Genomic DNA, 26,640 nt, shown 5'->3' with positions numbered 1-26,640 from the left:
GTCAAGATTACCGGGGCGCCGTGGCCCGCGGCCAATGGGCACTACGTGTCGCAGAAAGGCACGCCACCAGCACTTTGTGGGCCGCCGGTGCTGTACGGGAGGACCTCAGCCCTCGAGCACGAACGGTGAGGTCGCGACCTCGGTGCCGTCGGCGAGCGTGCCGATCTCGAAGTCACCGAAGACCGTCGGCGCGACCTGCATCAACTGGCGCAGGCATTCGACGGCGAGCTGGCGGATCTCGACGTCGGCGTGCTCGGTGGCGCGCATCCCGACGAAGTGGCGCCACGCACGATAGTTGCCGGTGACGACGATCTTGGTTTCGGTGGCGTTGGGCAATACCGACCGCGCGGCCTGCCGGGCCTGTTTCCGACGCAGGATCGCATTGGGCACGTCGGCGAACTTGGCCTCGAGTGCGGCGAGGAGTTCGGTGTAGGCGGCGCGGCTGGCGTCGGTGGCCTCGATGAACAAGCGCTCCAGTTCCGCATCGCCGCTGATGGCCGGGGGTGCCACCACGTTCGAGTCGTGCTCGGGGACGAACCGCTGGGACAGTTGGGAGTACGAGAAGTGCCGGTGGCGGATGAGTTCGTGGGTGCACGACCGGGAGATGCCGGTGATGTAGAAGGTCACCGTGGCGTGCTCGAGCAGCGAGAGGTGCCCGACCTCGAGGATGTGGCGCAGGTAGCCGGCGTTGGTGGCGGTCCGCGGATTCGGTTTGTCCCAGCTCTGGTAGCAGGCTCGACCGGCGAACTCGACCAGGGCCTCGCCGCCGTCGGCGTCGGTGGTCCAGGGCACATCCGACGGCGCGGTGAACTCGGTGGCAGCCACCATCTGCACCCGCAACGGAACCATCTCGGACACGTCGCCTCCTCGTCACTCGCCTCACGCCATCGCCGCGTCCCCCGGGCGGGAGGAGAACGCAGTCATCGATTGTCCCACCGGCATCCGTGGCGATTCCGCCCACCCCGTGCCGGACCGTCGTGTTGTGCACACGACGGCGATCGCGATGAGCAGCAGGTGAATTCTCGGCGTCGCGTCGGTGTCACCGCTGTGGCGACCAGCACCGATGTGAGCGCCACGCGAGGTCGGCCATGGCGATATGTCGGAAATGCCGCACAATGATGCCCCGTGAACCAGCCGCGCATGAACCCGACCGCTGTGAACCAGACTGCTGTGAGCCCGCTCGGGCGGCGACGGCTTCTGCAGACCGGTGCCGCGCTGTGCGCGGCGAGCCCGGTCGCGGGCCTGTGGGCGACCAACGCCCTCGCGGCACCGGCGTCGGTTCCCGTGACCTCCGCGGTCTTCGCCCACGGTGTCGCCTCGGGTGATCCGCTGCCCGACCGGGTCATCCTCTGGACCCGGATCACCGCGACCGTCGACGCGGTTCCGGGCTCGGGACGTGGCGCGGGGGGCACCGTGCGGTGGGAGATCGCCCACGACGAGCACTTCGGGACGATCGTCGCGTCGGGCGCGGTGGACGCCGTCACCGAGCACGACTTCACCGTCAAGGTCGATGCGGCCGGCCTCACGCCGGCCACCGAGTACCACTACCGGTTTCGCGTGACCTCCGGGCCGGCCACCGGGGCGGTGTCGCCGGTGGGCCGCACCCGCACCGCGCCGTCACCCGACGCCGACGTGTCGCGGTTGCGCTTCGGGGTGGTGTCGTGCGCGAATTGGGAGGCGGGGTACTTCGGCGCGTACCGGCATCTTCGCTCCCACCGAGACCTGCACGCCATCGTCGCGCTCGGCGACTATCTCTACGAGTACGGCACCGGCGAGTACACCGGTAAAGCCGGTGCGGTGCGCACACATTCACCTCGACACGAGATCGTCACGCTCGCCGACTACCGAGTCCGTCACGCGCAGTACAAGACCGATCCGGATCTCGCGGAGCTCCATCGTGTTCTGCCGTGGATCTGCACCTGGGACGATCACGAATCCGCCAACGACGCGTGGGCCGGTGGCGCCGAGAACCACTCGCCCGACGAGGGTGCGTGGGCGACACGCAAGGCCGCCGCCGAACGCGCCTACCACGAGTGGATGCCGGTGCGCTCGGCCGCCGACGACTCGGGCACACACCTCTATCGACGGTTACGCTTCGGTCGGCTGCTCGAACTGTCGATGCTCGACCTGCGCACCTACCGCGACCTACAGGCCTCGATGTCGTCGAATCGCATCAACGACCCGCCCCGGTCGATCACCGGGGCCGCCCAGATGCGTTGGCTCACCGACGGTCTCGCGTCCTCGTCGACGCGATGGAAGATCGTCGGCAATCCCGTGATGATCTCACCGGTGTTGCTGCCCCCGCTCGACACACGCACCACCGCCGCCCTCACCGAGTTCCTCGGGCTGCCCGCCGAGGGGTTGCCCTACAACCCCGATCAGTGGGACGGCTACACCGCCGATCGCCGGCGCCTGCTCGACGCGATCCGGTCGAACAAGGTCGCCAACGTGGTGTTCATCACCGGCGACATCCACTCGTCGTGGGCGTGCGACATCCCGGTCGATGCCGCCGACTATCCGGGAAGCGGTTCGGTGGCAACCGAACTCGTCGTCACCTCGGTCACCTCCAGCAACATCGACGACATCCTCGGCGTGCCCGAGCACACCGCGGGTGCGGCGGTCTCGCCGGCACTGATGGCGGCCAACCGGCACGTCCGCTGGAACGACTTCGATGCTCACGGATACGCCGTACTGACCGTCACACCGGCTGCGGCACAGATGGACTGGTGGTTCGTCACCGACAAGGCCGATCCGCGGACCGGTCGGTACCACGGCCGCTCCTACCGGGTGATGGCCGGATCGCCACGCGTGCAACCGGCCGCGGCGCCCCTGGACTGAGTCCCCTCGATTCGTGACCCGATCGGGGTCGGTGGCTCAGTTGTCGAGCAGCGCAACCAGTTTGGCGTGGGTGTCCTCCCAGCCCTCGACCGCGACGGAGGTGATGCCGATGTCCTGGACGGGGCGGTCGTTGCCACCCTCGTCGAGCCGATCCCCGAAGAACAGGATGTCGTCGAGGCCCAGGTCGAGGATCTCCATGAGTTTGCGTGCGCCGTAGGCCTTGTCGATGCCCTTGCGGGTCACGTCCACCGATGTCGACCCGCCGCTGCGGACCTCCAGATCCGGAAGTCGTTCGGCGGCATAGGCCCGCAGCGATTCCTTCTTCGCGCCGTCGGGGTCCCAGGCTTTCTTGGCGTCCACCGGCGCCGACTGTCCCAGCGCCGAGTAGGTGATCTGGCTGCCGCGGTCCTCCAGGATCGGGCCCCAGGTCTCGGTCTCCCAGAGCCCGAGTTCCTTCGCGCCGGTCTCCAGGGCGTCGAGGGTGCGCTGTTTCTCGTCGTCGGTGAGGTCCTCGGCGTACACGGTCTCCCACTGTCCGGCGGAGTACCGGACGTACTGGGTGCCGCAGGTGGGCATCAGGTGCAGGTTGGCGACTTCCTCGACGCCACCGATCCGGTCGAGGACCTGGGCGCGGAACTGCTCGTAGCGCCCCCCGGAGATGATGCACACCAGTGACCGCTGCAGCAGCCGCCGCAACACCTCGACCATCGCGTCGTCGAGCGGACTCTTCGACGGCGCGAGCGTGTCGTCGAGGTCGAACATCACCAGCGCATAGTCGTGATCGCCGAAGGTCACCGTCATCGTCGTGTCTCACCTCTGTTGTGTGGATGTATTCGCGTGGTCGGTGCACAAGCATGTCATCGCTGACCGGCTGCCGCCATTCCGCCTCACGCGGCGGCCTCGACGATGTCGGCCGTGCGTGCGGTGGCGTCGGAGTGCTCGGTCAGTCGTGCCGCGAACCGGGCCGCGCGATCGACGGTCTCGGGGCGCAGGATGGCGCGGAGAGCATCGGTCAGCGAATCGGCGTCGAGGTCGGCGAACGGGAGGTGCCCGCCCACCCCGAGCCGGGTCACCTGCCCACCCCACATCGGCTGGTCGAACGACACCGAACAGATCAGTGTCGGAATGCCCGCGCGCAGACTCTCGAAGGTCGTGCCGATCCCACCGTGATGCACCGCTGCCGCACATCGGGGAAAGATCAGATCGTGTGCAAGCGCGCCGGTGACCATCACGTCGCTGTCGGCGACGCCGCGAGAGCCCGGATCGAGATCACTCCACCCCGCGCTGACGAGGATGCGCACGCCGAGCCGTGCTGCGACCGTCCGCATCATGGCGACGGTGGCCGATGCGTCACGGATCGGCATGCTGCCGAAGCCGCAGTACACCGGCCGGCTCCCGGCCCCGATCCACTTGGTCACCTCGGCATGGTCACCGTCGAGGTCGCCGACCGCGGCACGTGTGTCGGGTTCCAGCGGCAGGAACCCGACGAGCGGTCGTCGGTGCCCCCATTCCTCGGCCAGGCCGGGCACCAGTGCGCGATCGTAGATCTGGATCTCCGGAATCCCTCGGCGAGCACACATCTGGGCGGGAATCGCCAGACTCCGACGTAGCCCCAATTCCGCGCGCAACGCAGTCAGGTATCGCAGGAAGACGAGCCGACGGACGTTGTCGGCGAGCAGCCATGTCGCGCGATTCACCGCCGCGGGCGGTGTCATCGTCGGTGGCAGCGCGCCCGGGAACGGATAGCTGCGGCTCGGCCGCCCCGGGAATCCGTGCATCGTCACCATCGGGATGCCGAAGGCCTCGGTCACCGACGCCGCACGATCCTCGGTCAGCAGCGTCGCGACCACCACGTCGGCACCGCGACAGACCTCGATCACCTCCGTGTTCATCCGAGACGCATAGTCGGCCATCTGCGCACCGACCAGTCGCATCAATGCCAGGCTGCTGCCCGCGGCCAACGCCCGTTGACCCTCATCGGAGGAATACAGTTGTGCCACATCGGGTCCGCAACTCACCGCGTCGAGACCGGCACGACGGGTGAAGTCGAGGAGATTCGGTGGCGCACCGACGAGGACGTCATGCCCGCGCCGGCGCAGTTCCACGCCCAGCGCGACGGCCGGCTGGACGTCTCCGCGTGTTCCCGTCAACGGGATCGCGATCCTCATGTGACTCCTTTCGATTGCGGTGTGGATTACCCTGCAGACAATGCGACCCGACAGTGCGACGCCCGAGCCCGGCGAGCCGACGGCGCCCGAGCCCGGCGAGCCCACGGCGCCTGAGCCCGGCGGTATGCCCCACGACCGGCTGCACATCGCCATGTTCACCGACTTCCCGCCGGGATCGCTCGGTGGCATCTCGACCGCGGTGGACGACCAGCGTCGGGCACTCGAACGCCTCGGCCATCGGGTGACCGTGTTCGCTCCTGCGCCGACCGATCCGGAGGCCGCCGTGCCCACCTGGCTCGTGGCCGTCCCCGCACCGCGGGCGCTGTCGGTCAACGGATTTCCGTTCGTCGTACCCACCCGCGGAGTCCTCGCGGCGGTCGAGAATGAACTGATCCGACGCGCCCCGATCGACGTCGTGCACGTGCACACCACCTATGGCGTTGCGATCCTCGGCGCCAAAATCGCCCGGCGGCACCACATTCCGCTTGTCCAGACGATGCACAGTCGCGACGACGTGTTCGTCGAACGCACCTCTCCCGCGCCCTGGGCGTCCGCGGTGGGAATGCGAATCCTGCACCGTTGCTTCGTCTCCCCCCGCCTGTTGACCCACGGCGGAGGGGTCGCGCGGGTTGCCGAGTCCCGCACCGCACGGCAGGTGTGGCACATGATGCTTGCGCAGGCGCGTACCGCCGACGTGGTGATCGCACCGACCGAGCACTTTGCCGACCGATTGCGCCGCCATGGTCTCTCGGGTGACATCCGGGTCGTCTCCGGCGGTGTCGACGACGATCTCCTGGCCACACTGCCGCAACGGTCGACTCACAGCCACGACGATCCGCTCAGATTGCTGTGGTGCGGCCGGATCTCCGCGGAGAAGCGTCCGATGGTGGCCGTCGAGGCGGTCGCGTCGACCCCGGGATGCACCCTCGACATCCTGGGCAGCGGCGATCAGGAGCACCACATCCGTACCCTCGTCGACGAATTCGGGCTGCGACAACGTATTCGGTTGCTCGGTTCGACCGACCGGGCCGGAGTACTGGCCGCGATGGCCGACGCCGACGCGCTGTTGTTCACCTCGGCCGGTTTCGACACCCAGGGACTGGTCCTGCTCGAGGCCGCCGCTGCCGGTCTCCCGGTGATCTACTGCGATCCCGACCTCGACGAGACGGTGCCCACCGGCGGCGGGCTGCGCGCCGCCGATCCGTCGGCCGATTCCGTCGCCGCGGTCATCGCAGCGGTGATCGCCGACCCGGCACGACTCGCTGCTCGAGATGCGTTGTCCGACAAGGCAGTCCCCCAGTCCCGAATGACCCGGCAGACCATCGGGATCTACCGGGAACTCGTCGGTACCGAGCGACTGCGCCGAGGAAGTATGCCTGTGCGGCCCGAGGACGTCCCGAGCGCGCCCGGGCGCGTACCCGGGCTCGGCCACAGCGTCGTCGCCCTGCGACAGGGACTGCATTTCATCGTCGGCCTGGGCCGTATCGGCCCGGTGGTGCGCGTGGACCTCGGGACCCGGCCCGCCTATCTGGTCACGACTCCGGAACTGATCCGGCAGATCGGTTTTCGGACCGCAGGCGAGTTCCACCGCGCCGATCTGCAGGAGGCGATGCACGAGGCGATCCGGGAGGCCTCCAATGTCCTCAGTGGCCGACGCCACGAGATGCGCAGACGTCAGATGGCACCGGCGTTGCGGGCGCGTCGGCTGGCGCGGTATGCGGTCACCACGGCCGCCATCGCCGACGACTGGTCGCGCGGTCTGCCCCATGAGCGTCCGGTGGACCTGCGGACCGAGGCGCACGGTCTGATCCTGCAGACCGTCACCTCGACGCTGTTTCGTGCCGACTTCGGCGCCGACGCGCTCGATCGGGTTCGCGAAACCGTGCCCTGGTTGCTCGGCGAGGTGATCATCCGCGGCGCACTGCCCGCCCCCGTCCGCCGGATGCGGATGCGCGCGAACCGGCGTTTCGCGCGGGATTCGGCGATGCTGCGCGAGGCCATCGGCGCCGTCGTTCGCCGCTACCGAAGCCAAGGCGTCGATCACGGCGACGTCCTGTCGGTCCTCGTCGGACACACCGACGAGGACACCGGAATCGGCCTGTCCGACGACGAGATCATCGACGAACTGCTGCTGATGGTGGCCGCCGGCGTCGGTTCGACGGCATCGATCCTGGCCTGGGTGTGGTACGAGGTCGCCCGCAACCCGCACGTGAGTTCCCTTGTTGCACAAGAGGTCGAACGCGTCGTCGGCGAGGGACCGGTACACCCCGACCACCTCGAACAGCTCACCTACCTGCGTCGGGTCGTGGCCGAGACACTGCGGATGTGGGGGCCGTGGATCAGCAGTCAGACCGCCGACGGGCCGGTGACCCTCGGCGACGACGAGACCGGTCGACTCACCCTGCCGGACGGTTCGACGGTGATCTACAGCCCGTACCTCGTCCTGCACGACCCACGGTTCTACACCGATCCGGAGACCTTCGACCCGGACCGATGGCAGCCGGACCGAGCCGAGTATCTCGACCGGAAAGCCGATCTCGCTTTCGGTGTGGGAGAACGCCATTGCCCGGGAAACACGTTCGCGATCTCGACGATCCTGTTGTGCTCGGCAGCCCTGTACTCGCGCTGGACCGTCCGGCCGGCCGGACGCCGCCGGGTCAGGCCATCGACCACCGATTTCGTCGCCGCCCCCTCGCAGGTCCGGGTGCGCCTCGAGCCGAGGCGATGAGCGAGCGCTGGTCATCGGTGAGTCACCTCATCCCGTCGGGGTGGCCAGCGCCGCGCCGATGACCGCGAGGTAGACGGTCAGGACGTACACCGCGGCGGGTACGGGCGGATACCCGTCGTGGCGCGAACGCAGCCACACCACCGCGGCCCCGACCGGGACGACGGCGAGAACCACTGCCGCCCAACCGAAGAGGGCGCCGACGCCATCGAATCGCCACGGCGTCCAGATGGCCAGGACCGCGACCGTCGTCAGGGCGACGAAGCCCATCGAGACACCGACCGCGCCGGCGGCACCGAGCGGATTCGAGTAGTACATCTCACCTGGTCGCGGTCGGCGAGATATTTTCCGCGCGAACTCGAACTGCAGGAACGACCCGGCCATCAGCACCGCGACCCACGCCGTCGACCATGCTGCGTCCACCTGTCCGGTGTCGACCGCCGAGGCGATCACATACGCCGCCAACACCAGTTGCACCGGGTAGGTGACGGCGAGATTGCCGAGCACCGACCGCCGCAGCGCAGGCCACACCGTCTCGGCGGCCCACAGACCGAGGCCGTAGGCGAGCACCGCTGCGATCGCGATCGCCGAGCCCACACCCGCCGTCCCGGACAGCACCACCACGACCACCCCGAGCACGAGCATCGCAACGCGCAGGTCGGTGGCGGTGACCGCACCGGTCACCAGCGGCCGGTCCGGGTGGTACACACGGTCGTAGTCGAGGTCCTTCTGTTCGTCGACCATCCGCAGGAACAGCAGAACGAGCACCACGACCACCACGCGCACGACCGTTGCCGCTCCGGGCTCCCAACGCACACCGCTGAGCCGGGCCGCAGTCCCTTCGGCCGCGAGCACCCACAGGACCCCGAAGAGCAGATATTGCGGCTTGAACATCACCGCGGTGAATCGGGCGATGCGCGCAACCGAGACCGACGACGCCCGAAGGGTTTCGGTCACCATCACGTCCCGATCACCACACCCAGCCGGACCTCGGCGCACGCGGTGCCGCCCTGCTCGATCGTCACCAGCACCGAGATTGCCGCTCCGGGGTCGGCCGGGTCGTGCCCATGATCTGTACATGCATGGTCTGTACGTGCGATGCACCTCGCCGGCCGATCGAGTTCGACGAACCGGCCGAACGAACTCCGGACCGCCGCGATCCGCACGTCCGTACCGACATGAGCAAACGCGATCTGTCGCGCCGCTTCCAGCAGCAGGGTGCCCGGCACGTGGTCGAGTTCGTGATCGAACAAGCCCGGGTGGGCGGTGTCGACGACGAGTTCGCCCCGCGTCTCGTGGCCATCCCGCGCGCGCACCCCGACCACGACGTTGCGCGGGTCAGAGCGACCGACGACGTGTGGATGTGCCGGCTCGGCCACGTGGACGCGCCCGCGTTCCGCACCGCCGCGCGCCTGCGCGCGCAGGGCCGACCACTGCGCACGGGTCGTCCAGGAGAACGACCCGTCCACGGTCATCAGTGGCGCACCGTCGGCCGAGATCGCCAGCACCATGTCGAGTCCGATCAGCCGGTCGGCGACGACATGGCGGGCACCGATGCCGACGGCGATGTCGACGTCTGCGGGCCGGGATCCCGGCCGCCACGCCCCGTCGGCGAGGGGTGCGTCGGCGACGCCGTTGAAGGTACGGACCAGGAAGGCGCTGTCGAGCGGCACGTCGAAGAACTGGTGGGTCACCGCGATCGCGGCCTGCCGCGCGGTTTCCATCACCAACAACGGGTCGTGCCGACCCGCCTGCGGCCCACGGTGATCCCCGAAGTAGGCGTGCATCCGCGGAAGCTGCGCACCGACGCGGAATTCGTCGCCGCCGAGATCCGGTTGCGCGCGCCACAACGACGTGACGAACACCTCCGAGATGGAACACCGATGAACGAGTTCGCGCGGAATCGTCTGGCTGTGGCAGGTGTGAGCCACATCGAGGCGGTCCGGGGTCGGTGTCATATGGGTGGTCATCTGCACTCCCGTCGGGTCGGGTCGGATGTCATGGGCAGAACGTGGGAGCCGAGCACGATCACCGACCACGGGTCCAGGTCGATCCCGTTCGCCCAGGCGCTGCGCAGCATGTCGGCACAGACCCGGTCATCGGTGAGGTCGGGCCCCGGGGACGCGGGGCGTGCAGCAGCAGCACTCATCTGGGCAGCGACCCGCTCGGCAGCCACTGCGCGAACGAATTCACGCTCCGGTGTCTGCGAATACAGTTCCCCAGCCAACGCCGCCACCCGCTCGGCGACGCCGACACCACCGTCGATCACATCCTGCAGGCAGGCCTCGCGACCGGATTCGTCGAGCATGATCGCCCATTCCCGCAACACCTCGACGGGCGTGTCGGGTGTATGCACGAGATTCAGCAGGTAGCTGCGGTGACCGAGCGCATGCCGCAGCTCACCCGGGGCACCCGCGGTCGGATCGGTGGGTCCCTTCTCCCGCGTCAGCCGCTCGGTCGCCGACTCCCCGCCGGCAGCGCCCGCAGAAACGCCGACAGCGCCCTCGACGTCCTCGACAGCGCCCGCAGAAACGCCGACAGCGCCGTCCGCGGCACCGACAGCGCTGTGGTCGTCGGTGACGAGAAGGACCATGGAGTCGCACATCTCGACCAGGAGGTCGGCCAGTCGGCGACGCTCGACCGACGCCCGCGCCCACGAGGTCTGCCACAACGCCCTCGCGAGGTGGCGTCCCGACTCGACCCGTGCGGCGTGCAGGATTCGCCACCGATGCGCGGCCAGCCACTCGAGCGTCGGCGCGACGCCACGGGCCACCACGGCGTCGGGTTTGAGGAGCAGCAGTGAGCATCGGGTGGCGAACCAGTCTGCCTCCACACCCATCCGATCGAGATGCTCTATCGCCTCGAGCACGTAGGTGTCGCCGAGGTGGGTCGACAGGTCGGCGCCGTCGACGCCGATCCGGGTGAGCAGATCGGCGGTCATGGGGGTCGTCGCGTGGTGCGCGCGTTCGGTCTTCACGGTCATCGAGCACCACCGAGGCCGGCGAGGACGGTCTCCACGTCTGGCAGTGGCGCACCGAGGTAGCCGATGTCGAGGCAATGGTCGAGAAGCAATCGCAAGTAGTCGGGTCCACATTCCGGTGCCGGCCGCCCCAGGACAGTCTCGGCGATGCCGGTCGAAAAGGTCTGCCGCCGTTGGAAGTAGCTGGTGTAGAGCGAGCCGACCCGGCGGAAGTACTCGCGTTCGATCACCTCGAGTGCATCGGGATCGAAGGTGGCATCCGGGACGAAGGTGGCCACATGGAAGGAGGGATACTCGGCCAGGACGTCGGAGAGCTCCCGCAGGGTCACCGGCCGAGAGCTCAACGCGTGCAGTACCTTTCCGTCGAGATCGGCGGCGTGGCACGTGGCGGCGGTGACGATGTCGGCGACGTGATCGACCGGCGCGAGCGACAGTGTGGCGTCGTAGCGTCCCGGCAGCGTGCGCAGTTTGCCCTCGACCATGAGTTTGACGACGGTGTAGAGGTTCTTGTGGTCCCGGATGGCACCGTCGGTACTCACGCCGGTCACGATCCCGGGCCGGACCGTCACCGCGCGCAACCCATCGGCGCGGGCCCGTTCGACGAGCTTCTCGGCATCGAATTTGCTCTTCTCGTAGCGGGTTCCGAACACCTGACCGACGTCGAGCTCGTCCTCGGCGATCGTGCCGCCCCGCATGCCGCAGACATAGGCGGTCGACACGTGCACCAACGGGACGTCCCAGGCGCGGGCAAGGTCGACGGCGTGCGCGGTGCCACCCACATTGAGTTGCGCGTAGTCCTCGTCGGCGGCATCGAAGGCGGTGGTCGCCGCGCAGTGCACGATCGTCGATACCCGACCGGCCAGCGAATCGGCCCGGGCGGTCACCGCGGGACCGAATCCACCGAGTCGCACGTCACCGGTGATCGTGTCGGAAATGGTCACGGGTGCACCGTCGTTGGCGATCAGTGAGTCGTTGCGATGGGTCACGCCGATCACCGGCCGGCCCGACGCCTCGAGTCTGCGGCACACCTCGGTACCGACCAGGCCCGCAGCGCCGGTCACCAGGATGTGATCACGCCGGCGCCGATCATGTGACGGGGTCATCGGCCTTCTCCTCTACCGTCGGTGCTGATCCGGCGACTGTCGTCGGTGCTGATCCGGCGACTGTCGTCGGTGCTGATCCGGCGACTGTCGTCGGTGCTGATCCGGCGACTATCGTCGGGGCCGATCTGGCGGCGGATGAGGGCCTCGACGTCTCCGACCCGGCGCACGCCGGCGAGTTCGGCGGGCGGTAGGGGCGGCAGGCCGAACGCTCTCTCCAGGGCGATGGTGAGCTCGATGAGCCGGACGGATTCGTATCCGAGGTCCTCGCGAAGGCGATCGGTTACCGCCGGCACATCCGCGGGCGGATTCGGCGCCATCGCGACCACGATCCGTCGGACCTGGTGGTCCGGCCCCACGGCGCGCTGCTCGTCGACGCTCATCGGGCACCACCCCCGATCGGCGTGGACGGTGCCGGCGGGGCGTCGGCGACCGGATGTGGTTGTCCGCCTCCGCTGTTCATCAGATCGGCGGCCTCGGCCAGCGGCAACCGAACCTCCAGGTGAGTGCCCAGGCGAACCCAGTCGTAGGCGATCTCGAGGGTGCGGCGCCATTGGTCGCGGGAGTCGAAGGAGGCCGGGAAGTCACTGCCGACGAGCGCCCGGACCGCGCCGAGGAGTCCGTCGAGTACCTCGAGTTCGGCGAGTCCGTCGCCGCCCGAGGACAAGATGTCGTCGAATCGGAAATGGGCGGCCCGCTCGATGACGGTGAGTGTCGAGGGTTCGATCATCGGGCTCGGCAGGATCCTGCGGAGCGTGGCTGCCGGAGTGACATCGGAAGGTAGAGGATGAACTCCCCACGCCGAGAGCACCATTCGGGCGATCATTGCGATCAGGCGTGGCGCTGCAACATCGGCCACACCGCCCTGCCCGCTCTTGAGGGCGCCGACGAGGTCCTCCCGCGCGTTCTCGGCGACGATGTTGGCCCAGGTGAGTTGTAGGCCGGCCGAGGCGAATCGCTCTGCGGGCAACGGCGAGAGCACGGCAACGCCCTCCCTCGGCGGGGCGACCGCCCCACCCAGTCCGACGATCGGACCGCTCGTGGCCGGCGGTGGTGTGTACGGTTCGGAGACCTCGCACATCGCCATCGCCGGCCGGATGGGCCCGGCGCCTGCCCAGTCCACTCCGACGACACCGAGTCGAAGGAACTCGACGAGGTACTCCGCGACCGGGCGGTGCTCCGCCTGCCCGGCACGGTCACCGCGGTCGCAGATCTCGAGCACCGGACGACGGAACACCATCTGCCGCCACGCTTGGGCCGCGGGGTCGGAGAGCACGAAGACGTCCCGCACACCACGCACCACGTGCACACGCGAACCGATGGTCCACGTCGTCACCCCGGGAACACGTGCGAGCCGAAGCTGCCGCGCATCCGTCCACTCGTTCGCGTCGATTCCGATCTCCGCGAGCAGGTCGGTGGCCGCCACCCACCAGGAGCCGGTCGAGTCGGCGTCAGGCGTGGGCGGTGTGGTCGCAGCGGTCCACCGTTCGGTCATCCGCTCGTCGTCGATCCGATCGAGTTGTCGGGGAAGCCATTTGGTCTCCACGTAGGTTTCGCCACGCTCGGCGCACCATGCCTTGGCCGCCTGAACGAGTGCATCACGCATCCACCCGAGCGCTTCGTCGTCGGCACCGAGGGTCCGCAGAGTGGTGACGTGCCGCAGCACCGCGACCGTGCGGTGGCGCCACCATCGCGCCATCACCTCACCGAAACGGCGGTGGTCGATGATCGCCCGCAGCTCGTCGAGGTCGACGAGGGCGCTCGTACGAATCGTGGTCGAGCGCAGGAATCGTTGACACCGGTTGAGGAGATCCTCGTCGAGCTCGGAGACGGTGCCGGTGGCCAGATGATCGGCGACCGTCTCCAAGTGGTGGCGCAGCTGGGCGAGCGAACGGGTGCGCACCTCGAGGCGGCGGCCGTCACCGAACAGGACCGTCGGCAGCGTCGGCAATTCTTCGTCGCCGCCCGCCACGACGAGGAAATCGACGTCGGAGCCTTCGTTGCCGAATCCCTCGGCGAGTGACCCCTCGAACACGATCGCACAGTTGTCGGGGACGACGACCGAGTCGAGTGCGGTATCGAGGAGTTGGGCCACGCGCTGCGCGGGCAGCGTCGGAACGGCCCGGTCGTCGGCGGTCTCCCGGGCCGATGCGACGGTGCTCGCAGCAGCGGCACTCGCGGTCCCGTCGACCTCATGCACCACGGCGTCGGTCATCTCCCCGGCGGTGAACATCTGCCACATGTGGCGCCGGCGCGGCTTTCCGCTCGAGGTGCGCCGGATCAGGCCGCGCCCGCCGGTGATGACGGTGACCGTCTGAGCGGGCCCGAGTTGCCCGCGAATGACGGTGCGGGCGTGGGAGATCCATTCTCCCGGCGCGGTCTCGGCGAACAGTGCGACGCCTTGCGACCCGGCATCGGTGATCGCCACCGCCGCCAGTTTGCCCTTGGTGATCCCGCATTCGACCGACACCGTCGATTCGACATCCTCCATGAACACCGAGCGGCCCCGCACCTTCAGGCTCGATCCCATCCGACCGAGGACATAGAGCTCTGCGTTGTGCAGGAATCCGGCATCGCCGGTGTGGAGCACACCGTCGGTGATGTGGGTCGAACCGGCCGGTGACCCGGCGAGATAGCCGCGGGCGACGGAGCCACCGCGGACCGTCACCTCACCGAGCACCCCGTCGGGCACCGGCCGACCGTCGTCGTCGACGACGGCGACCTCGGAGTCAGGGGTCGAACACCCCAGGCCGGCAATCCATCCCGATCCCGGATACTCGGCGTCGACGTCGAACACCGCACATCTGCCCATGTCGACCGGCTCCCCGAACCGAAGTGGCGAGGCCGGTCGGAGCAGGGTGATCGGCCGGTCGCGCCTCGAGGAACTGACCATCAACGTCGATTCGGCGAGTCCGTAGGCCAGGGTGATCGCGGCCGGGTCGAAGCCCTGTGGGGCGACAAGGCGGCAAAAGGATTGCAGATCCGACAGTTCCACCGGCTCCGAACCGACCGCGAGGGTGCGCCATCCCGACAGGTCGAGACCGTCGATGTCGTCGGGGCGAACACGGTGGGCCAGATAGCCCAAGGAGAACGAGGGAGACGGCGTGTGGCGGGCGATCTCCATCGCGCGCAGCCAGCGCACCGGATCACGCACGAACTGGTCGGGTCGCATCAGGTACAGATCTTCCTGATTGGTGACCGTGGTGAGGAAACCGCCGACCAATCCCATGTCGTGGTAGAGCGGAAGCCACGACGCCATCGGCTCATCGGCACCCCAGCGCAGCAGGTCGGTGATCATCGCGGTGTTGGTCGCGAGGTTCGGCCAGGAGATCTCGACCCCGCGCGGCGTGCCGGTGGATCCGGAGGTGAACTGCAGCAGAGCGCATTCGATCGTCGGCGCGAGATCGTCGAGCGGCGTCGCATCCGAGCCGGCGGCGCCCACCTCCATGACCGGGGCATCGAGTCCCGCCGCGGACACCGCGTCGGTCACCAGTGGCGTCAGACCCGGGGCGGTCACGACGAGCGCGGGAGCGGCCTGGGCGAGGATCGACGCGGCGTGCGCGGTGTACTCGTCGAGGTCGGCAAAGGTCGGCGGGGTGATCGGTGTGAAGACCGCGCCGCACGCCCACACCGCGTAGAACGCCGCCGCGCACGTGACATCGGTGGGCAGGATCACGCACACTCCGTCACCGGGCCGTACCGCGTGCTCGCGCATGGCACCGGCGATGCGCAACGCTCGCGCGGCGATGTCGGTGTAGGAGTGGAAGATCCACCCACCGTCCTCATCGGCGAGGTGAATGCCCTTGTCCGGTGCGGGGTCGCGCAGCCATCCTCGGATGATCTCGGGTGCGTCACGGCCGGTTCGATCACGCATGGTCGGGGGTCCTCTCGAGTCGCGCCCCGTCCGGGGTTGCGGTAGTCAACGATGGCGAGTCGTCGGGTGCGGTATCGGTCGGTTGCGGCGCGTCCGACACGACCGTCACGGTTCCCGCGGTGCCGTCGACGCGCACCCGCATCCCGGTGCGCAGCAACGCCGTCGCGTCACGGAGTTGCACCACTGTCGGGATGCCGAGTTCGCGGGCGACGATGGCCACGTGGGTCAGCGGGCTGCCGCGTTCGATGACCAGTGCCGAGGCCGACGGCAGTGCGGCCACCCACCCGGGGTCGGTGCGATAGGCCACGAGGATCCCGCCGTCGACGCCGTTCGGTTCGGTCACCACATGGGCGGTCGCCTCGGCCGATCCCGCACACGACGGTGTGCCCGCGAGTACCGATCCCGCAGGCGCGGCGGCGGTCTCGGCCACGGGTGTCCAGCCCTGCGCGGCGAGTGCCTCGTCGTCGAACCGCTGTCCGCGGGTCTCGAAGCGTTCCGGCGCGATCAGGGTCGAGTCCGCGTGGCGGGCCGCTCTGCGTGCGCACACCATGGCCGTTACATCGTCGGGTGGGCCCGATTCGTAACATTCGCGGAGTTCGGTCACGGTCAGCTCGAAGACGTCGGTGAAGTCCTCGAGCACCCCGCGCTCGGCGAGGTCGCGGCCCATCACGCGGATCAACCGTTTGACCATGCCGAAAGCCCTTGTGCGAGCGAATCGCAGACGCTCACGATGCGCGGCGCACCGAGACAGCTTGCCGCGCAGCGCGTCATATGTCCGGCGACGTAGTCCGTGCAGGTGGGCGTCGAGATACTGCTGGGCGGACTCCGGCGGCGGACCGAGGGAACGCATGGCCGGATCCGAACGCGTGCCCGGGTCGGGAGGTGCGGCCGATTCCGCGTTGCGCGCCAGTGCGCTGCGCAGCATGACGAACACCGACGACGGATCCTCACGCAGGTCGGGGACTTCGAGCTTCAGTTCGTCGAGACTTCGGTATCCGTAGCGCTGCAGGTAGTCCTCCACCGCTGCGGCGACCGCATCGTGGCCGCCTTCGTGCAGGGCACGGCGGATCGAGGCGGGGTCGGCGGTGGTGACGAGTTCTCGGACGTCGGGGTCCGCGGACACCAGATCGGCGAGTGCGGCCATCGCCCGGGCCGGTTCGGCGGACTCGACGTCGGCGCCCGGTCCGACGACGGCGTAGAGGAACCATTCCGGCGCCCTGGGCAGAAAGATCTTGGTCACCAGATACATCGCGCCGGTCAGGGTGAGCAGGATGGCGTCGAGAACCATCAGCGGGCCCCATCGGCGAACCAGATCGCCCTCCACCTCACGGTAGGTGCGATAGGCCTGCGCACCGGTCATGGTGTCCACATCGAGGTTCTCGAAGTGGTCGTAGACGCGGTAGAACTCGGTGAGGAAGTCCTCGACGAGGTCGTCGATGTCGCGCATCCGACGGAGGTACACCGCCGTGGTGACCGCTCGCACGGCGAGCCGCCGGATCGGGTTGGCCAGGGAGTAGGGCTTGAGCGTTCGTGCCAGGTCCTTGTCGAGTGGTTGGGCGACGCCGAGCGCGGCCTCGAGGACCTTGCGGTTGAGGGCATGCCCCGGCGCCATGCCGACCATCCGGTACCAGTGGAGCAGGTTGTAATACACACGTCCGTGAAAACAGCCCAGCATCACCGGCGTCCAGGTGTCGATCTGGGCGAGGGCCGCCCGCGGCAGATGCATCGACTCGGCGTAGCCGCGGTAGACACGACCGTAGATGTCGGCGGCGGTGGTGTAGGTCAGGGGCGAGGTGATCCCGTTGAAGCTCTCGATGATGTTGGAGTTGTCCCAGATTCGCAGATCGTCGTCGGCCACACACTCGCCCGCACCGCGGATCAGCCGGTCCGACACCGGTCTCGACGGAGGCCCGGGGGTCTTTGCGGTGGTGATCGGGCGGGCCTGCAGCAACCACAGACCCGCACCGTCGAAGGCCCATTCGATGTCCTGGGGTCCACCGAGGGCCCTCTCGACCCGCTCGGCGGTCGCGACGAGTTCTCGTATCTGGCCGTCGGTCAGAACCGCGCGCCGCCGCTCGGCATCGTCGACGACGACGCTCGCGACGCCACCACCGGGCAGCGTGACGACCCGGAAGTCCTTGTCCCCGATGGTCGTATCGCGCACCGACCCGTCGGAACCGACAATGACGGTGTCGGCGTCGACGGCGCCGGAGACGAGTCCCTCCCCGAGTCCGTACACCGCGCTGACGACCATCTCGTCGCGGGCACCGGTCGTGGGGTTGGCGGTGAACACGACTCCACTGGTCAACGGATCGAGCTGTCGCTGCAGCACCACGGCGATCGCATCCGCTTCGCGGACCCCGTGTGCCCACCTGTAAGTGAGCACCCGCGGCGCGTACGCCGACGCCCAACATTGACGCACCCGGAGCGAGATATCCTGTGTTCCAGTGATATTGAGATATGTTTCGAACTGGCCGGCGTAGGAGAGGTCCGCGCCGTCCTCGGCCGCCACCGACGACCGCACCGCCACCGGTCCGCGGCCGAGTCGCGACCATGCCGCGTCGATCGTGTCGTCGATGCCGTCGGGCGTCGACGACGACAGGACGCGCTCGCGCAATTCTGCCGCGTACCGCTGGGCGGTGCGCTCATCCTCGGCCGAGTTCACCAGATGCCTCAGATCGGTGAGACCTGTTTCCTGCACATACTTTTCGAATAGATCAGCGCCGAGCACCACCCATTCCGGTACAGCCACGCCGACCTCGGCCAGCAATGCCAGCCCACGCGCTTTCCCGCCGGGGTCTCCGGCGACCATCTGCGTATCGCCCGGTCGACGCAATGCCGGTCGATGCATTGGCGGCCGATCCCCTGCTGTCTGATCCGCTGCCGTCCGATCCAATGGCTCCACACCAGCTCCTCTGTCGGGTTGGGCCTGTCGTCACCCTGTGCCTGAACGGACGGCATCGCAACCCTGCGACGATCCGCACCAACTCATCAACGCTCGCGAATGAGTGCCACGAGCGACGCTTTTTCGCCGTCCTCGCCGATGAGCGCGACTTGTGGTGGTTATCGGGAACCCTGTCGAGGCGTTACTTTGCGCAGTTCTGGCTTGTCAGTCGAAGAGATGACGTAGCGTGTCGGCAAGGTCCCCGCGGGAACCGATCTCGACCGACTCCATCCCGAGCCAGTCGGCCAACACCTGCAGGTCGCGTCGCAATGCCGACGCGATCTCCGAAAGACGTTGCCCAGCCTCGGAAAATACTCCCGGAACCATCAGCACCCCGCGCTGCCGATCGGCCTTGAGATCGACGCGCGCCACGATCTCGTCGCCGAGCAGGTACGGGTGGACGTAATACCCGTGCACGCGTTTGTGTTCGGGAACGTAGATCTCGATTCGATAGTGAAAACCAAAGATTCGTTCGGTGCGAGGCCGGAAGAACACCAGCGGATCGAACGGGGACAGAATGGCTCCCCGTTCACGATTGGCTGTGCGAACCCGGGCGGGAACCGTTGCAGCGGTGTGGAGGTACGCACCATCGCGCCACCCGTCCACCGAAACCGGTTGCAGGACACCGGAGTCGATCAGGTCGGCGATAGCGGGCCGCACGTCTGCGGTCTTGAGCCGGTAGTAGTCGGCGAGGTCGGCGACGGTGGCCACCCCCAAGGCCGATGCTGCACGCCTCACGAGTTCGCGGTGCGCGTCGTCCCGCTCGACACGACGGTCCACTCGATCGGCGCCGACGACCCGCTCGGCAAGGTCGTAGTGACGTCCGAAGACGTCGTCGCGGGTCGCGGCGAACTCACCGGAGGCGAACATCGCCTCGCAGAGGTGTTTGACCTCACCGCGGTTCCACCAGCCGCCCGCGGCCTGTGGTGCGCGCTCGATTCCGAGGACTTCTTCGATGCGCCGCGGGGTCACCGGCCCGGCCTCGGCGATCACGGCGCGCACGTCGTCGGCGAGTTCACGGTTGCGACGCATGGTGTCTCGCGTGTGACGGTAGCGTCCGTCGCGGTACTCGGCCATCCGGAACCCGAACAGCGGCCAATCGTCGACGGGGATGAGCGCGGCCTCGTGCGCCCAGTATTCGGTCAACAAACGGCGCCCACGCCCGGGCCGCCAGGCGGCCCGATCGAGCAGTGCCTGATCGTAGGGGCCGAGCCGACTGAAAAGCGGCAGATAATGCGCCCGCACTGCGATGTTGACCGAATCCATCTGAAACAGCTTGGTGCGCGCCACGACTCGTTCGACAAGCCGCATGGTGACGGCACCAGTCGGCGGCCGATCGGAAAATCCCTGTGCCGTCAGCGCGATGCGGCGGGCCTGAGCCGTGGTGAGGGCGGCGGCCACGTCAGGACGTGTGCCGCACGTAGTCGACGAACCGATAGAACGTCCCGGTGCTCGACTGCGCCCAGTCGGTCTCGGTCGTCGCGTGCCACCTCTCGTCGATCACCGGGGCGAACGCATCGGCACCGGTGACCAGCACGTCGATCTCGGTCACGCGCAGGTGCGTCGCGTAGTCCATTGCGGCCGTGTAGATCTCTCCACCGCCCATCACCACCGCGTCGGAGCCGGCGAGCTGCAGCGCTTCGGTCACCGTGTGGACCACCTCGGCGCCTTCGGGGCGATAGGTCTGCGAGCGGGTGATCACGATGTTGCGCCGACCGGGCAGTGGCCGGAAACGCTCGGGCAGTGACTCCCAGGTCTTGCGTCCCATCACGACCGCGTGCGAGCCGGTGACCTCGCGAAACCGTGCCATGTCCTCGGGCACACGCCACGGGATGGTGTTGTCGCGGCCGATCGCGCCGACCCGATCCTGCGCCCAGATGAGTGTGATGCCGCCCATGAACCCAGGATAATGGCCACCTCCGACATTGCCGTTCGCGGCACCTCAGGCCACGACAGGTCAGACCGCCACCGGCGCCTTGATGCCGGGGTGCGACCGGTAGCCGACGACGGCGACATCGTCGAAGTCGTAGTCGAAGATCGAATCCGCTTTGCGCAACGCGAGTGTCGGGTATGGGTAGGGCTCCCGCGACAGCTGGCGGGTCACCTGCTCGACGTGGTTGTCATAGATGTGGCAGTCGCCGCCGGTCCAGACGAATTCGCCGACGTCGAGGTCGGCCTGCTGGGCCATCATGTGGGTCAGCAGGGCGTAGGACGCGATGTTGAACGGCACGCCGAGGAACAGGTCGGCGCTGCGCTGATACAGCTGGCACGAGAGCTTGCCGTCGGCGACGTAGAACTGGAAGAACGCGTGGCAGGGCGGTAGCGCCATCTGCGGGATCTCCCCGACGTTCCAGGCCGAGACGATGTTACGGCGCGAGTCCGGGTTGGTCCGCAGCATGTCCAGCGCGGCCGAGATCTGGTCGATGTGCTCCCCCGACGGTGTCGGCCAGCTGCGCCACTGGACTCCGTAGACAGGGCCGAGATCACCGTTGGCGTCGGCCCATTCATCCCAGATGCTGACCCCGCGGTCCTGCAGCCATCGCACGTTGGAGTCTCCGCGCAAGAACCAGAGCAACTCGTAGACGATCGACTTGAGATGCACCTTCTTGGTGGTGATCAGCGGGAATCCCGCGGCGAGGTCGTAGCGCAACTGATGGCCGAACAGGCTGCGCGTCCCGGTTCCGGTGCGGTCGGCCTTCGGGGTGCCGGTGTCGAGCACCAACCGCAACAGGTCCTCGTACGGGGTGGGGATCGTGCCGGTCGGCGCGCTGCCGTGGATCGCCGTGCTCACGGGAGCCAGTGTAGGTGAACCCGGCATGGGTGAACCTGTCCCGGCGCGCCGATCAGCTCGGCCGAACCCGCAGGATCTTGTCGTCCGTGCCGTTGTTGGTGAGCAGCAGCAACGACCCGTCGGCGGCGATCGTCGTCCCGCGCAGCCTGCCGTACTCACCGTCGAGTGCGTCGGCTGTTCGCACGACCCGCCGTCCATCGTCGGAGAGCTGCACGAGGATCAGTCGCTTGCCCTTGAGCGCGGAGATCACCAGGGCACCGTTCCACTGTCCCCAACCGGAATCGGGGAGAAAGGTGATGGCGGGCGGCGCGACCGTCGGCGCACCCGACTTCCACACCGGACCGATCGCACCCGGTACGCGGGGATCGGTCATCACCGCGTCCTCGTCGTTGAGGGGAATTCGCTTGTCGGGGCGGAAACCGTAGTTGCCGCCGGCGGTGAGGAGATTGAGCTCGTCGTCGACATGCGTGCCCTGCTCGATGGAGTACACGCGCCCCGCCGGACCCAGGGCGATGTTCTGAACGTTGCGATGGCCGAGGGTGAAGATCGGGCTGGCGGCGTCGGGATTGCCGGCTGCCGGGCTGCCGTCGGCGTTGATGTGCAAGACCTTGCCGCCCAACGAGGATCGATCCTGGGAGACGGTCGGCAGTCCGGTGTCGCCGGTGCCGATCCAGAGTGTGCCGTCGGGGGCTGCGGTGACACCGCACCCGGCTTCGCGCCCGGCCATCGTGAGCGGGATGCCGGACAGCACGGTGCGTTCCCGCGTCAGCGCCGACCAGTCGGGCGCCACGCCCAGGCGACGACGCTGTTCACCTGACCGGTGTTGGGCCAGGGCAGTGGCGACCGGATGAGTGACGGCGGAGCGGTGATCCGCCCGGTCGGTGCGGTCACCTCCGACTGGCAGGTGTAGAGGCGTCGGTTGGTGGCGAAGCCCGGATCCAGCGCCATTCCCATCAGTCCGGCCTCGCCGGTGACGAACAGGGTCGACAGGTCTGCCCGCACCGTGTGTGCGCGGCCGTCGGGCGCGACGGCCACGAACCTTCCCGACCGTTCGTTGGTGAGGATGGTTCCGTCCGGCGCCGCCACCACCTCCCACGGAATCCGCAGACCACCGGTGACCGTCTCGACAGCCAGGTCCGGCGCGGGCTCGGGCCGTGCCTCACCCGCCACCACACCGGAACCCACGACGACCGCCCCGAGGCACACCATCGACGTGAACACTCGACCTAGCCACGAACTGCGCAAAGTTCTCGACATGGACATGAGCTTAGGCATACCTATGAATAGCGGCGCAACGAGGGGCTCTCAGCTCTCCATGATCCCGGCGGCCACTGTGGCCCCGAGTTCCCAGCACGCCTCGAGCACCGCCTTGTCGGGCTTGTTCGACGCGATGACGTACTCGGCGGCCTTCGTCCAGCCCAGTCCGGCGGTGATCCGGTCGACGGCGGCTTGCGCCCCCTCGGTGCCCTCGTTGCCGTGCAGGTACAGCCCGAACGGTCGGCCCCGCGTCGAATCGAGGATCTGGTAGTACGAACCGTCGAAGGCGTGCTTGAGAGCACCCGAGATCGAGCCGAGGTTCGCCGGGCTCCCCAATACGTAACCGTCCGCGTCGAGAAAGTCGCTGGCCGACACCGACAGCGCGGCGCGGCGCACGACCTCGACACCGGTGATCTCGGGGTCGGTGGCGCCCGACACGACCGCCTCGAACATCGCCTGACAGTGCGGCGACGGGGTGTGGTGCACGATCAGCAGTGTTGCCATCACGCCCGCCCACGGTACTGCGCGACAGCACGTTTCATCATTTCCCGGGCGCGACTCCGGTCCCCGGCGTAGTCATAGGCGCGGGCGATGCGGTAGGTGTTGCGCCAGTCATTCGGGTCGGCCTCCCACTCCTGACGAACCTGCGCGAACAGCGCGTCGGCCGCATCGCGTTCGATGCGGCCGGACGGTCGGCGCGGCATGTCGGAGACGTCGAGCTCCCGCCCCTCCTCGGCGATCGCGCGCGCCAATCGCTGATGCTCGATACCGGCCCGTAAGGTGGCCACGATCATCCAGATCCCCAGGAACGGCAGGATCAGCACGCCGATCCCGATGCCGATGCCGGCCGCGGTCCCGCTGGTGATCAGGTCGACGCCACGCTGCCCGAGCAGCACGAAGTACACGCACATCGCGATGACCAGGAAGGCGATCATCCACACGATCGGACGGGCGTCGCGCTCGCGGACCTTCTTCGACCGGGCGGACGACTGGTCCGCATCCGATCCGGTCGGATCGGGACGGGACGGATCGGGGTCGGGAGCCATGAGCGGCGCCCCTACAGGTCCATGAGGTCGTCGAGACCGACGGTCAGACCCGGCCGCTCGCCGATGCTGCGGACGCCGAGCAGCACACCCGGGACGAACGACGTGCGATCCAGCGAGTCGTGGCGAATGGTCAGGGTCTCGCCCTCGGTGCCGAGCAGGACCTCCTGATGGGCGACGAGGCCGGCGAGGCGCACCGAGTGCACGCGCACACCGTCGACCTCGGCACCGCGCGCGCCGTCGAGTTCGGCGGTCGTGGCGTCGGGACTGGGGCCGACGCCGGCGGCCGCACGGGCCTCGGCGATCAACGACGCGGTGCGATAGGCGGTGCCCGAGGGCGCGTCGGCCTTGGCCGCGTGATGCAGTTCGATCACCTCGACGGAGTCGTAGAAGCGGGCCGCCTGTTGGGCGAAGCGCATGCACAGGACCGCACCGATCGCGAAGTTCGGCGCGATGAGCACCCCCACACCGGGTGCCTCGGCGAGCCATTCGCGTACCTGTGCGAGGCGCTCGTCGGTGAAGCCGGTCGTTCCGACCACGGCGTGAATCCCGTTGCCGATGAGGAACTTCAGGTTGTCCATCACCACATCGGGGTGGGTGAAGTCGACAACGACCTGAGTGTCGGTGTCGGTGAAGAACTCCGGGGCGTCGCCCTTGTCGACGCCGGCGGTATAGGTGAGGTCGTCGGCCGCCTCGATGCCCGACACGATCGCCCTGCCGACCTTGCCGTTGGAGCCGAAGACCCCAACCCTGATGCCCTGCGCCATGTCAGCCTTTCCTCGACGGGTTGCCGCGTACGACCCGATTGGTCCCGCACCAAGTCTATGGGGACGCGTCGACGTGCCCGCCCGCAGGCGCCACGGCCGGTGGACGTGGACATCGAATCAGGGTGCGCAGACCAGGTCAGTAGATCGGCGCGTCGCCGCGTCGGTGGTCGAACACCAGCGACGTCGTCGTGCCCGCGACCTCTCGGCGGGCGTTGAGCATCTCCACGAAGCGACGCAGTTCCTCGGTGTCGGCGGTCGCGACGTGCAGCAGGTAGTCGTCGGAGCCGGCGAGGAAGAACACGTCGATCACCTCGTCGTGGCCGGTGATCTCACCGACGAACTTCCGGATCTGACCGCGGGCATCCGATTGCAGGCTGACCGCGACCATCGCACGCAGCGGACGACCCACCGCCGCGGGATCGACATCGGCGAAGAACCCGCGGATGACGCCGAGATCCCGCAGTCGACGGACCCGACCGTGGCAGGTCGATGCGGCGATCCCGACGCGCGCGGCGAGGTCGCTGTTGGTCACCCGGGCATCGGTCTGCAGGTGCCGCAGCAATTGACGATCGACCTCGTCGAGCTGTGGCCGAACATCCTTCGGCGAGCCGGGCATCAGATACCTCCTGGTCGATGGATCTTCGCCATACCGACGAGTTCGAGAATCATATTCATGTCTCTTGTGTCGATTTCGAAGTTACTTCACTCTTAAGGCTAGTTCATCGAGGAACATTCAGCCATGAGCATTCCTGGTCGACGTCCATCACCGTCGGCGCCACAGACCACCACCCGTCAAGGAGAACCCGTCATGCGTATCGGTATCCCCACCGAGATCAAGAACAACGAGTACCGCGTCGCCGCCACCCCGGCCGGAGTCGCCGAGCTGACCCATCGCGGCCACGAGGTGGTCGTCGAGGCCGGTGCCGGACTCGGTTCGGCGATCGCCGACAACGACTTCAAGGAGGCCGGGGCGCAGATCCTCTCGACCGCCGACCAGGTCTGGGATCAGGCCGAGATGATCCTCAAGGTCAAGGAGCCCATCGCCGCCGAATACCCGCGAATGCGTGCCGGGCAGACCCTGTTCACCTACCTGCACCTCGCCGCCAGCCGTCCGTGCACCGATGCGCTGCTCGCGTCGAAGACCACCTCGATCGCCTACGAGACCGTTCGCGCCGCCGACGGCTCGCTCCCGTTGCTGGCCCCGATGAGTGAGGTCGCGGGCCGGCTCGCCCCGCAGGTCGGCGCGTACCACCTGATGCGGTCCGAAGGTGGCCGCGGAGTTCTCATGGGCGGCGTTCCCGGAACCGAACCGGCCGACGTCGTCGTCATCGGCGGTGGGGTCAGCGGCGTCAACGCGGCGACCATCGCCATGGGCATGGGCGCCCAGGTCACCGTCTTCGATCTCGACATCACCAAGCTGCGCGCGATCGACGCACGCTTCGGTGGTCGGGTGCACACTCGTTACTCGACGTCTCTGGCCCTGGCCGAGGCGATCAAGCAGGCCGATCTGGTCATCGGCGCGGTTCTCGTCCCGGGCGCCAAGGCGCCGGTCCTGGTACCCAACAGCCTTGTCGCACAGATGAAGCCGGGCTCGGTGCTGGTCGACATCGCGATCGATCAGGGCGGCTGCTTCGAGGATTCACGCCCCACCACCCACGACGATCCGACCTTCACCGTGCACGACAGCGTCTTCTACTGCGTGGCCAACATGCCCGGCACGGTTGCGCGCACCTCGACCCAGGCCCTCACCGGCGCCACCCTGCCCTACGTGCTGCGCCTGGCCGACAAGGGATGGGAGGCGGCCTGCCGCGACGACGCCTCGCTGGCCGCCGGACTGTCGACCCACGACGGACACCTCTTCACCCCGGAAGTCGGTGCCGCCCTGGACATCCCGGTCACCGCGAATCCGTTCGCCGCGCACTGAGGAGATCACCACCCGGTCTCGGCACACCGACGCCTGCGCTCCCTCGATGGGGCGCAGGCGTCGGCGTGAGACCAGGTGCGACCGAACGCTACTCGCGCCGCCATCTCGGTGCGGTGACATCGTCGACGCCGACACCCCCCCAGCGCGCCATTCCTTGAGCGCCTCATCGAGACGACGCCGACTCTGCCTGCGCACCACACGATTGCGACGACGTGCGTGGTCGCCGGCG

20 protein-coding genes and 1 pseudogene are annotated in these 26,640 nt (G+C 68.2%); 3 read left to right on the top strand and 18 right to left on the bottom strand.

The annotated features are described in order from the left end of the window. Window positions 1-105: 105 nt before the first annotated feature. The gene (gene thyX / locus GOPIP_RS19040; protein WP_006371400.1) at window positions 106-858 is read right to left on the bottom strand and encodes an FAD-dependent thymidylate synthase; all 753 of its coding nucleotides are present in this window, start codon (window positions 856-858) and stop codon (window positions 106-108) included. Window positions 859-1,140: 282 nt separating this feature from the next. Here thyX and GOPIP_RS19035 point away from each other — a divergent pair, with 282 nt between their 5' ends. Then, window positions 1,141-2,838 (top strand): alkaline phosphatase D family protein, encoded by a 1,698-nt coding sequence (locus GOPIP_RS19035; RefSeq protein ID WP_050955293.1) that lies wholly within the window; start codon window positions 1,141-1,143, stop codon window positions 2,836-2,838. Between the two features lie 36 nt (window positions 2,839-2,874). Here GOPIP_RS19035 and GOPIP_RS19030 read toward each other — a convergent pair whose 3' ends face one another. Beyond that, on the bottom strand, window positions 2,875-3,639 hold the full coding sequence (locus GOPIP_RS19030) for an HAD-IIB family hydrolase (protein WP_006371398.1): 765 nt from the start codon (window positions 3,637-3,639) through the stop codon (window positions 2,875-2,877). Between the two features lie 86 nt (window positions 3,640-3,725). Next, window positions 3,726-5,006 (bottom strand): glycosyltransferase, encoded by a 1,281-nt coding sequence (locus GOPIP_RS19025; protein ID WP_006371397.1) that lies wholly within the window; start codon window positions 5,004-5,006, stop codon window positions 3,726-3,728. A 40-nt stretch (window positions 5,007-5,046) separates the two neighbouring features. Here GOPIP_RS19025 and GOPIP_RS28040 point away from each other — a divergent pair, with 40 nt between their 5' ends. After that, entirely contained in the window at window positions 5,047-7,734 is a 2,688-nt protein-coding gene (locus GOPIP_RS28040; protein ID WP_050955292.1) for a cytochrome P450, read from the top strand. 27 nt (window positions 7,735-7,761) lie between these two features. Here the strand turns inward: GOPIP_RS28040 and GOPIP_RS19015 are convergent, their stop codons facing one another. From GOPIP_RS19015 to GOPIP_RS18945, 15 genes and pseudogenes are all read right to left on the bottom strand, one after another. Then, entirely contained in the window at window positions 7,762-8,691 is a 930-nt protein-coding gene (locus tag GOPIP_RS19015; protein ID WP_006371395.1) for a hypothetical protein, read from the bottom strand. Continuing rightward, window positions 8,691-9,701 carry a ScbA/BarX family gamma-butyrolactone biosynthesis protein gene (locus tag GOPIP_RS19010; RefSeq protein ID WP_006371394.1) on the bottom strand — a complete coding sequence of 337 codons (1,011 nt, stop codon included), beginning with the start codon at window positions 9,699-9,701 and terminating at the stop codon, window positions 8,691-8,693. The genes GOPIP_RS19015 and GOPIP_RS19010 overlap by 1 nt, the downstream gene beginning before the upstream one ends. Then, window positions 9,698-10,714 (bottom strand): nucleoside-diphosphate kinase, encoded by a 1,017-nt coding sequence (locus GOPIP_RS19005; protein WP_006371393.1) that lies wholly within the window; start codon window positions 10,712-10,714, stop codon window positions 9,698-9,700. Before GOPIP_RS19005 ends, GOPIP_RS19010 begins: the two co-directional genes overlap by 4 nt. Further along, window positions 10,711-11,814, bottom strand: a complete 1,104-nt coding sequence (locus GOPIP_RS19000) for an SDR family oxidoreductase (protein WP_006371392.1) — start codon at window positions 11,812-11,814, stop codon at window positions 10,711-10,713. The genes GOPIP_RS19005 and GOPIP_RS19000 overlap by 4 nt, the downstream gene beginning before the upstream one ends. Further along, window positions 11,811-12,194 carry an acyl carrier protein gene (locus tag GOPIP_RS18995; protein WP_006371391.1) on the bottom strand — a complete coding sequence of 128 codons (384 nt, stop codon included), beginning with the start codon at window positions 12,192-12,194 and terminating at the stop codon, window positions 11,811-11,813. The genes GOPIP_RS19000 and GOPIP_RS18995 overlap by 4 nt, the downstream gene beginning before the upstream one ends. Beyond that, on the bottom strand, window positions 12,191-15,685 hold the full coding sequence (locus GOPIP_RS18990) for an AMP-binding protein (RefSeq protein ID WP_006371390.1): 3,495 nt from the start codon (window positions 15,683-15,685) through the stop codon (window positions 12,191-12,193). Before GOPIP_RS18990 ends, GOPIP_RS18995 begins: the two co-directional genes overlap by 4 nt. Continuing rightward, a complete protein-coding gene (locus GOPIP_RS18985; protein WP_081482534.1) occupies window positions 15,678-18,536 on the bottom strand; it encodes a phosphoenolpyruvate synthase in 2,859 nt (952 codons plus the stop codon). Before GOPIP_RS18985 ends, GOPIP_RS18990 begins: the two co-directional genes overlap by 8 nt. Before the next feature lie 258 nt (window positions 18,537-18,794). Beyond that, window positions 18,795-20,030, bottom strand: a complete 1,236-nt coding sequence (locus tag GOPIP_RS18980; RefSeq protein WP_006371388.1) for a winged helix-turn-helix domain-containing protein — start codon at window positions 20,028-20,030, stop codon at window positions 18,795-18,797. Between the two features lies 1 nt (window position 20,031). After that, the gene (locus tag GOPIP_RS18975) at window positions 20,032-20,526 is read right to left on the bottom strand and encodes a dihydrofolate reductase (protein WP_006371387.1); all 495 of its coding nucleotides are present in this window, start codon (window positions 20,524-20,526) and stop codon (window positions 20,032-20,034) included. Between the two features lie 60 nt (window positions 20,527-20,586). After that, the gene (locus GOPIP_RS18970) at window positions 20,587-21,447 is read right to left on the bottom strand and encodes a thymidylate synthase (RefSeq protein ID WP_006371386.1); all 861 of its coding nucleotides are present in this window, start codon (window positions 21,445-21,447) and stop codon (window positions 20,587-20,589) included. A gap of 25 nt (window positions 21,448-21,472) precedes the next feature. After that, window positions 21,473-22,677 (bottom strand): annotated as a pseudogene (locus GOPIP_RS18965) (PQQ-dependent sugar dehydrogenase). 48 nt (window positions 22,678-22,725) lie between these two features. Next, the gene (locus GOPIP_RS18960) at window positions 22,726-23,181 is read right to left on the bottom strand and encodes a flavodoxin family protein (protein WP_006371383.1); all 456 of its coding nucleotides are present in this window, start codon (window positions 23,179-23,181) and stop codon (window positions 22,726-22,728) included. Then, entirely contained in the window at window positions 23,181-23,723 is a 543-nt protein-coding gene (locus GOPIP_RS18955) for a hypothetical protein (protein WP_006371382.1), read from the bottom strand. Before GOPIP_RS18955 ends, GOPIP_RS18960 begins: the two co-directional genes overlap by 1 nt. An 11-nt stretch (window positions 23,724-23,734) precedes the next feature. Next, window positions 23,735-24,487 (bottom strand): 4-hydroxy-tetrahydrodipicolinate reductase, encoded by a 753-nt coding sequence (dapB, locus tag GOPIP_RS18950; protein ID WP_006371381.1) that lies wholly within the window; start codon window positions 24,485-24,487, stop codon window positions 23,735-23,737. Between the two features lie 136 nt (window positions 24,488-24,623). Beyond that, window positions 24,624-25,103, bottom strand: coding sequence for an Lrp/AsnC family transcriptional regulator (locus GOPIP_RS18945; protein ID WP_006371380.1), 480 nt, complete (start codon window positions 25,101-25,103; stop codon window positions 24,624-24,626). 192 nt (window positions 25,104-25,295) lie between these two features. Here GOPIP_RS18945 and ald point away from each other — a divergent pair, with 192 nt between their 5' ends. Beyond that, on the top strand, window positions 25,296-26,411 hold the full coding sequence (gene ald, locus GOPIP_RS18940) for an alanine dehydrogenase (protein WP_006371379.1): 1,116 nt from the start codon (window positions 25,296-25,298) through the stop codon (window positions 26,409-26,411). The last annotated feature ends 229 nt before the right edge of the window (window positions 26,412-26,640 follow it).

It is taken from the genome of Gordonia polyisoprenivorans NBRC 16320 = JCM 10675 (genome assembly GCF_000241325.1).
Taxonomy (GTDB): domain Bacteria; phylum Actinomycetota; class Actinomycetes; order Mycobacteriales; family Mycobacteriaceae; genus Gordonia; species Gordonia polyisoprenivorans.
Note: the sequence above shows the minus strand (reverse complement) of the source record. Positions and strands in the feature narration are given on the sequence as shown.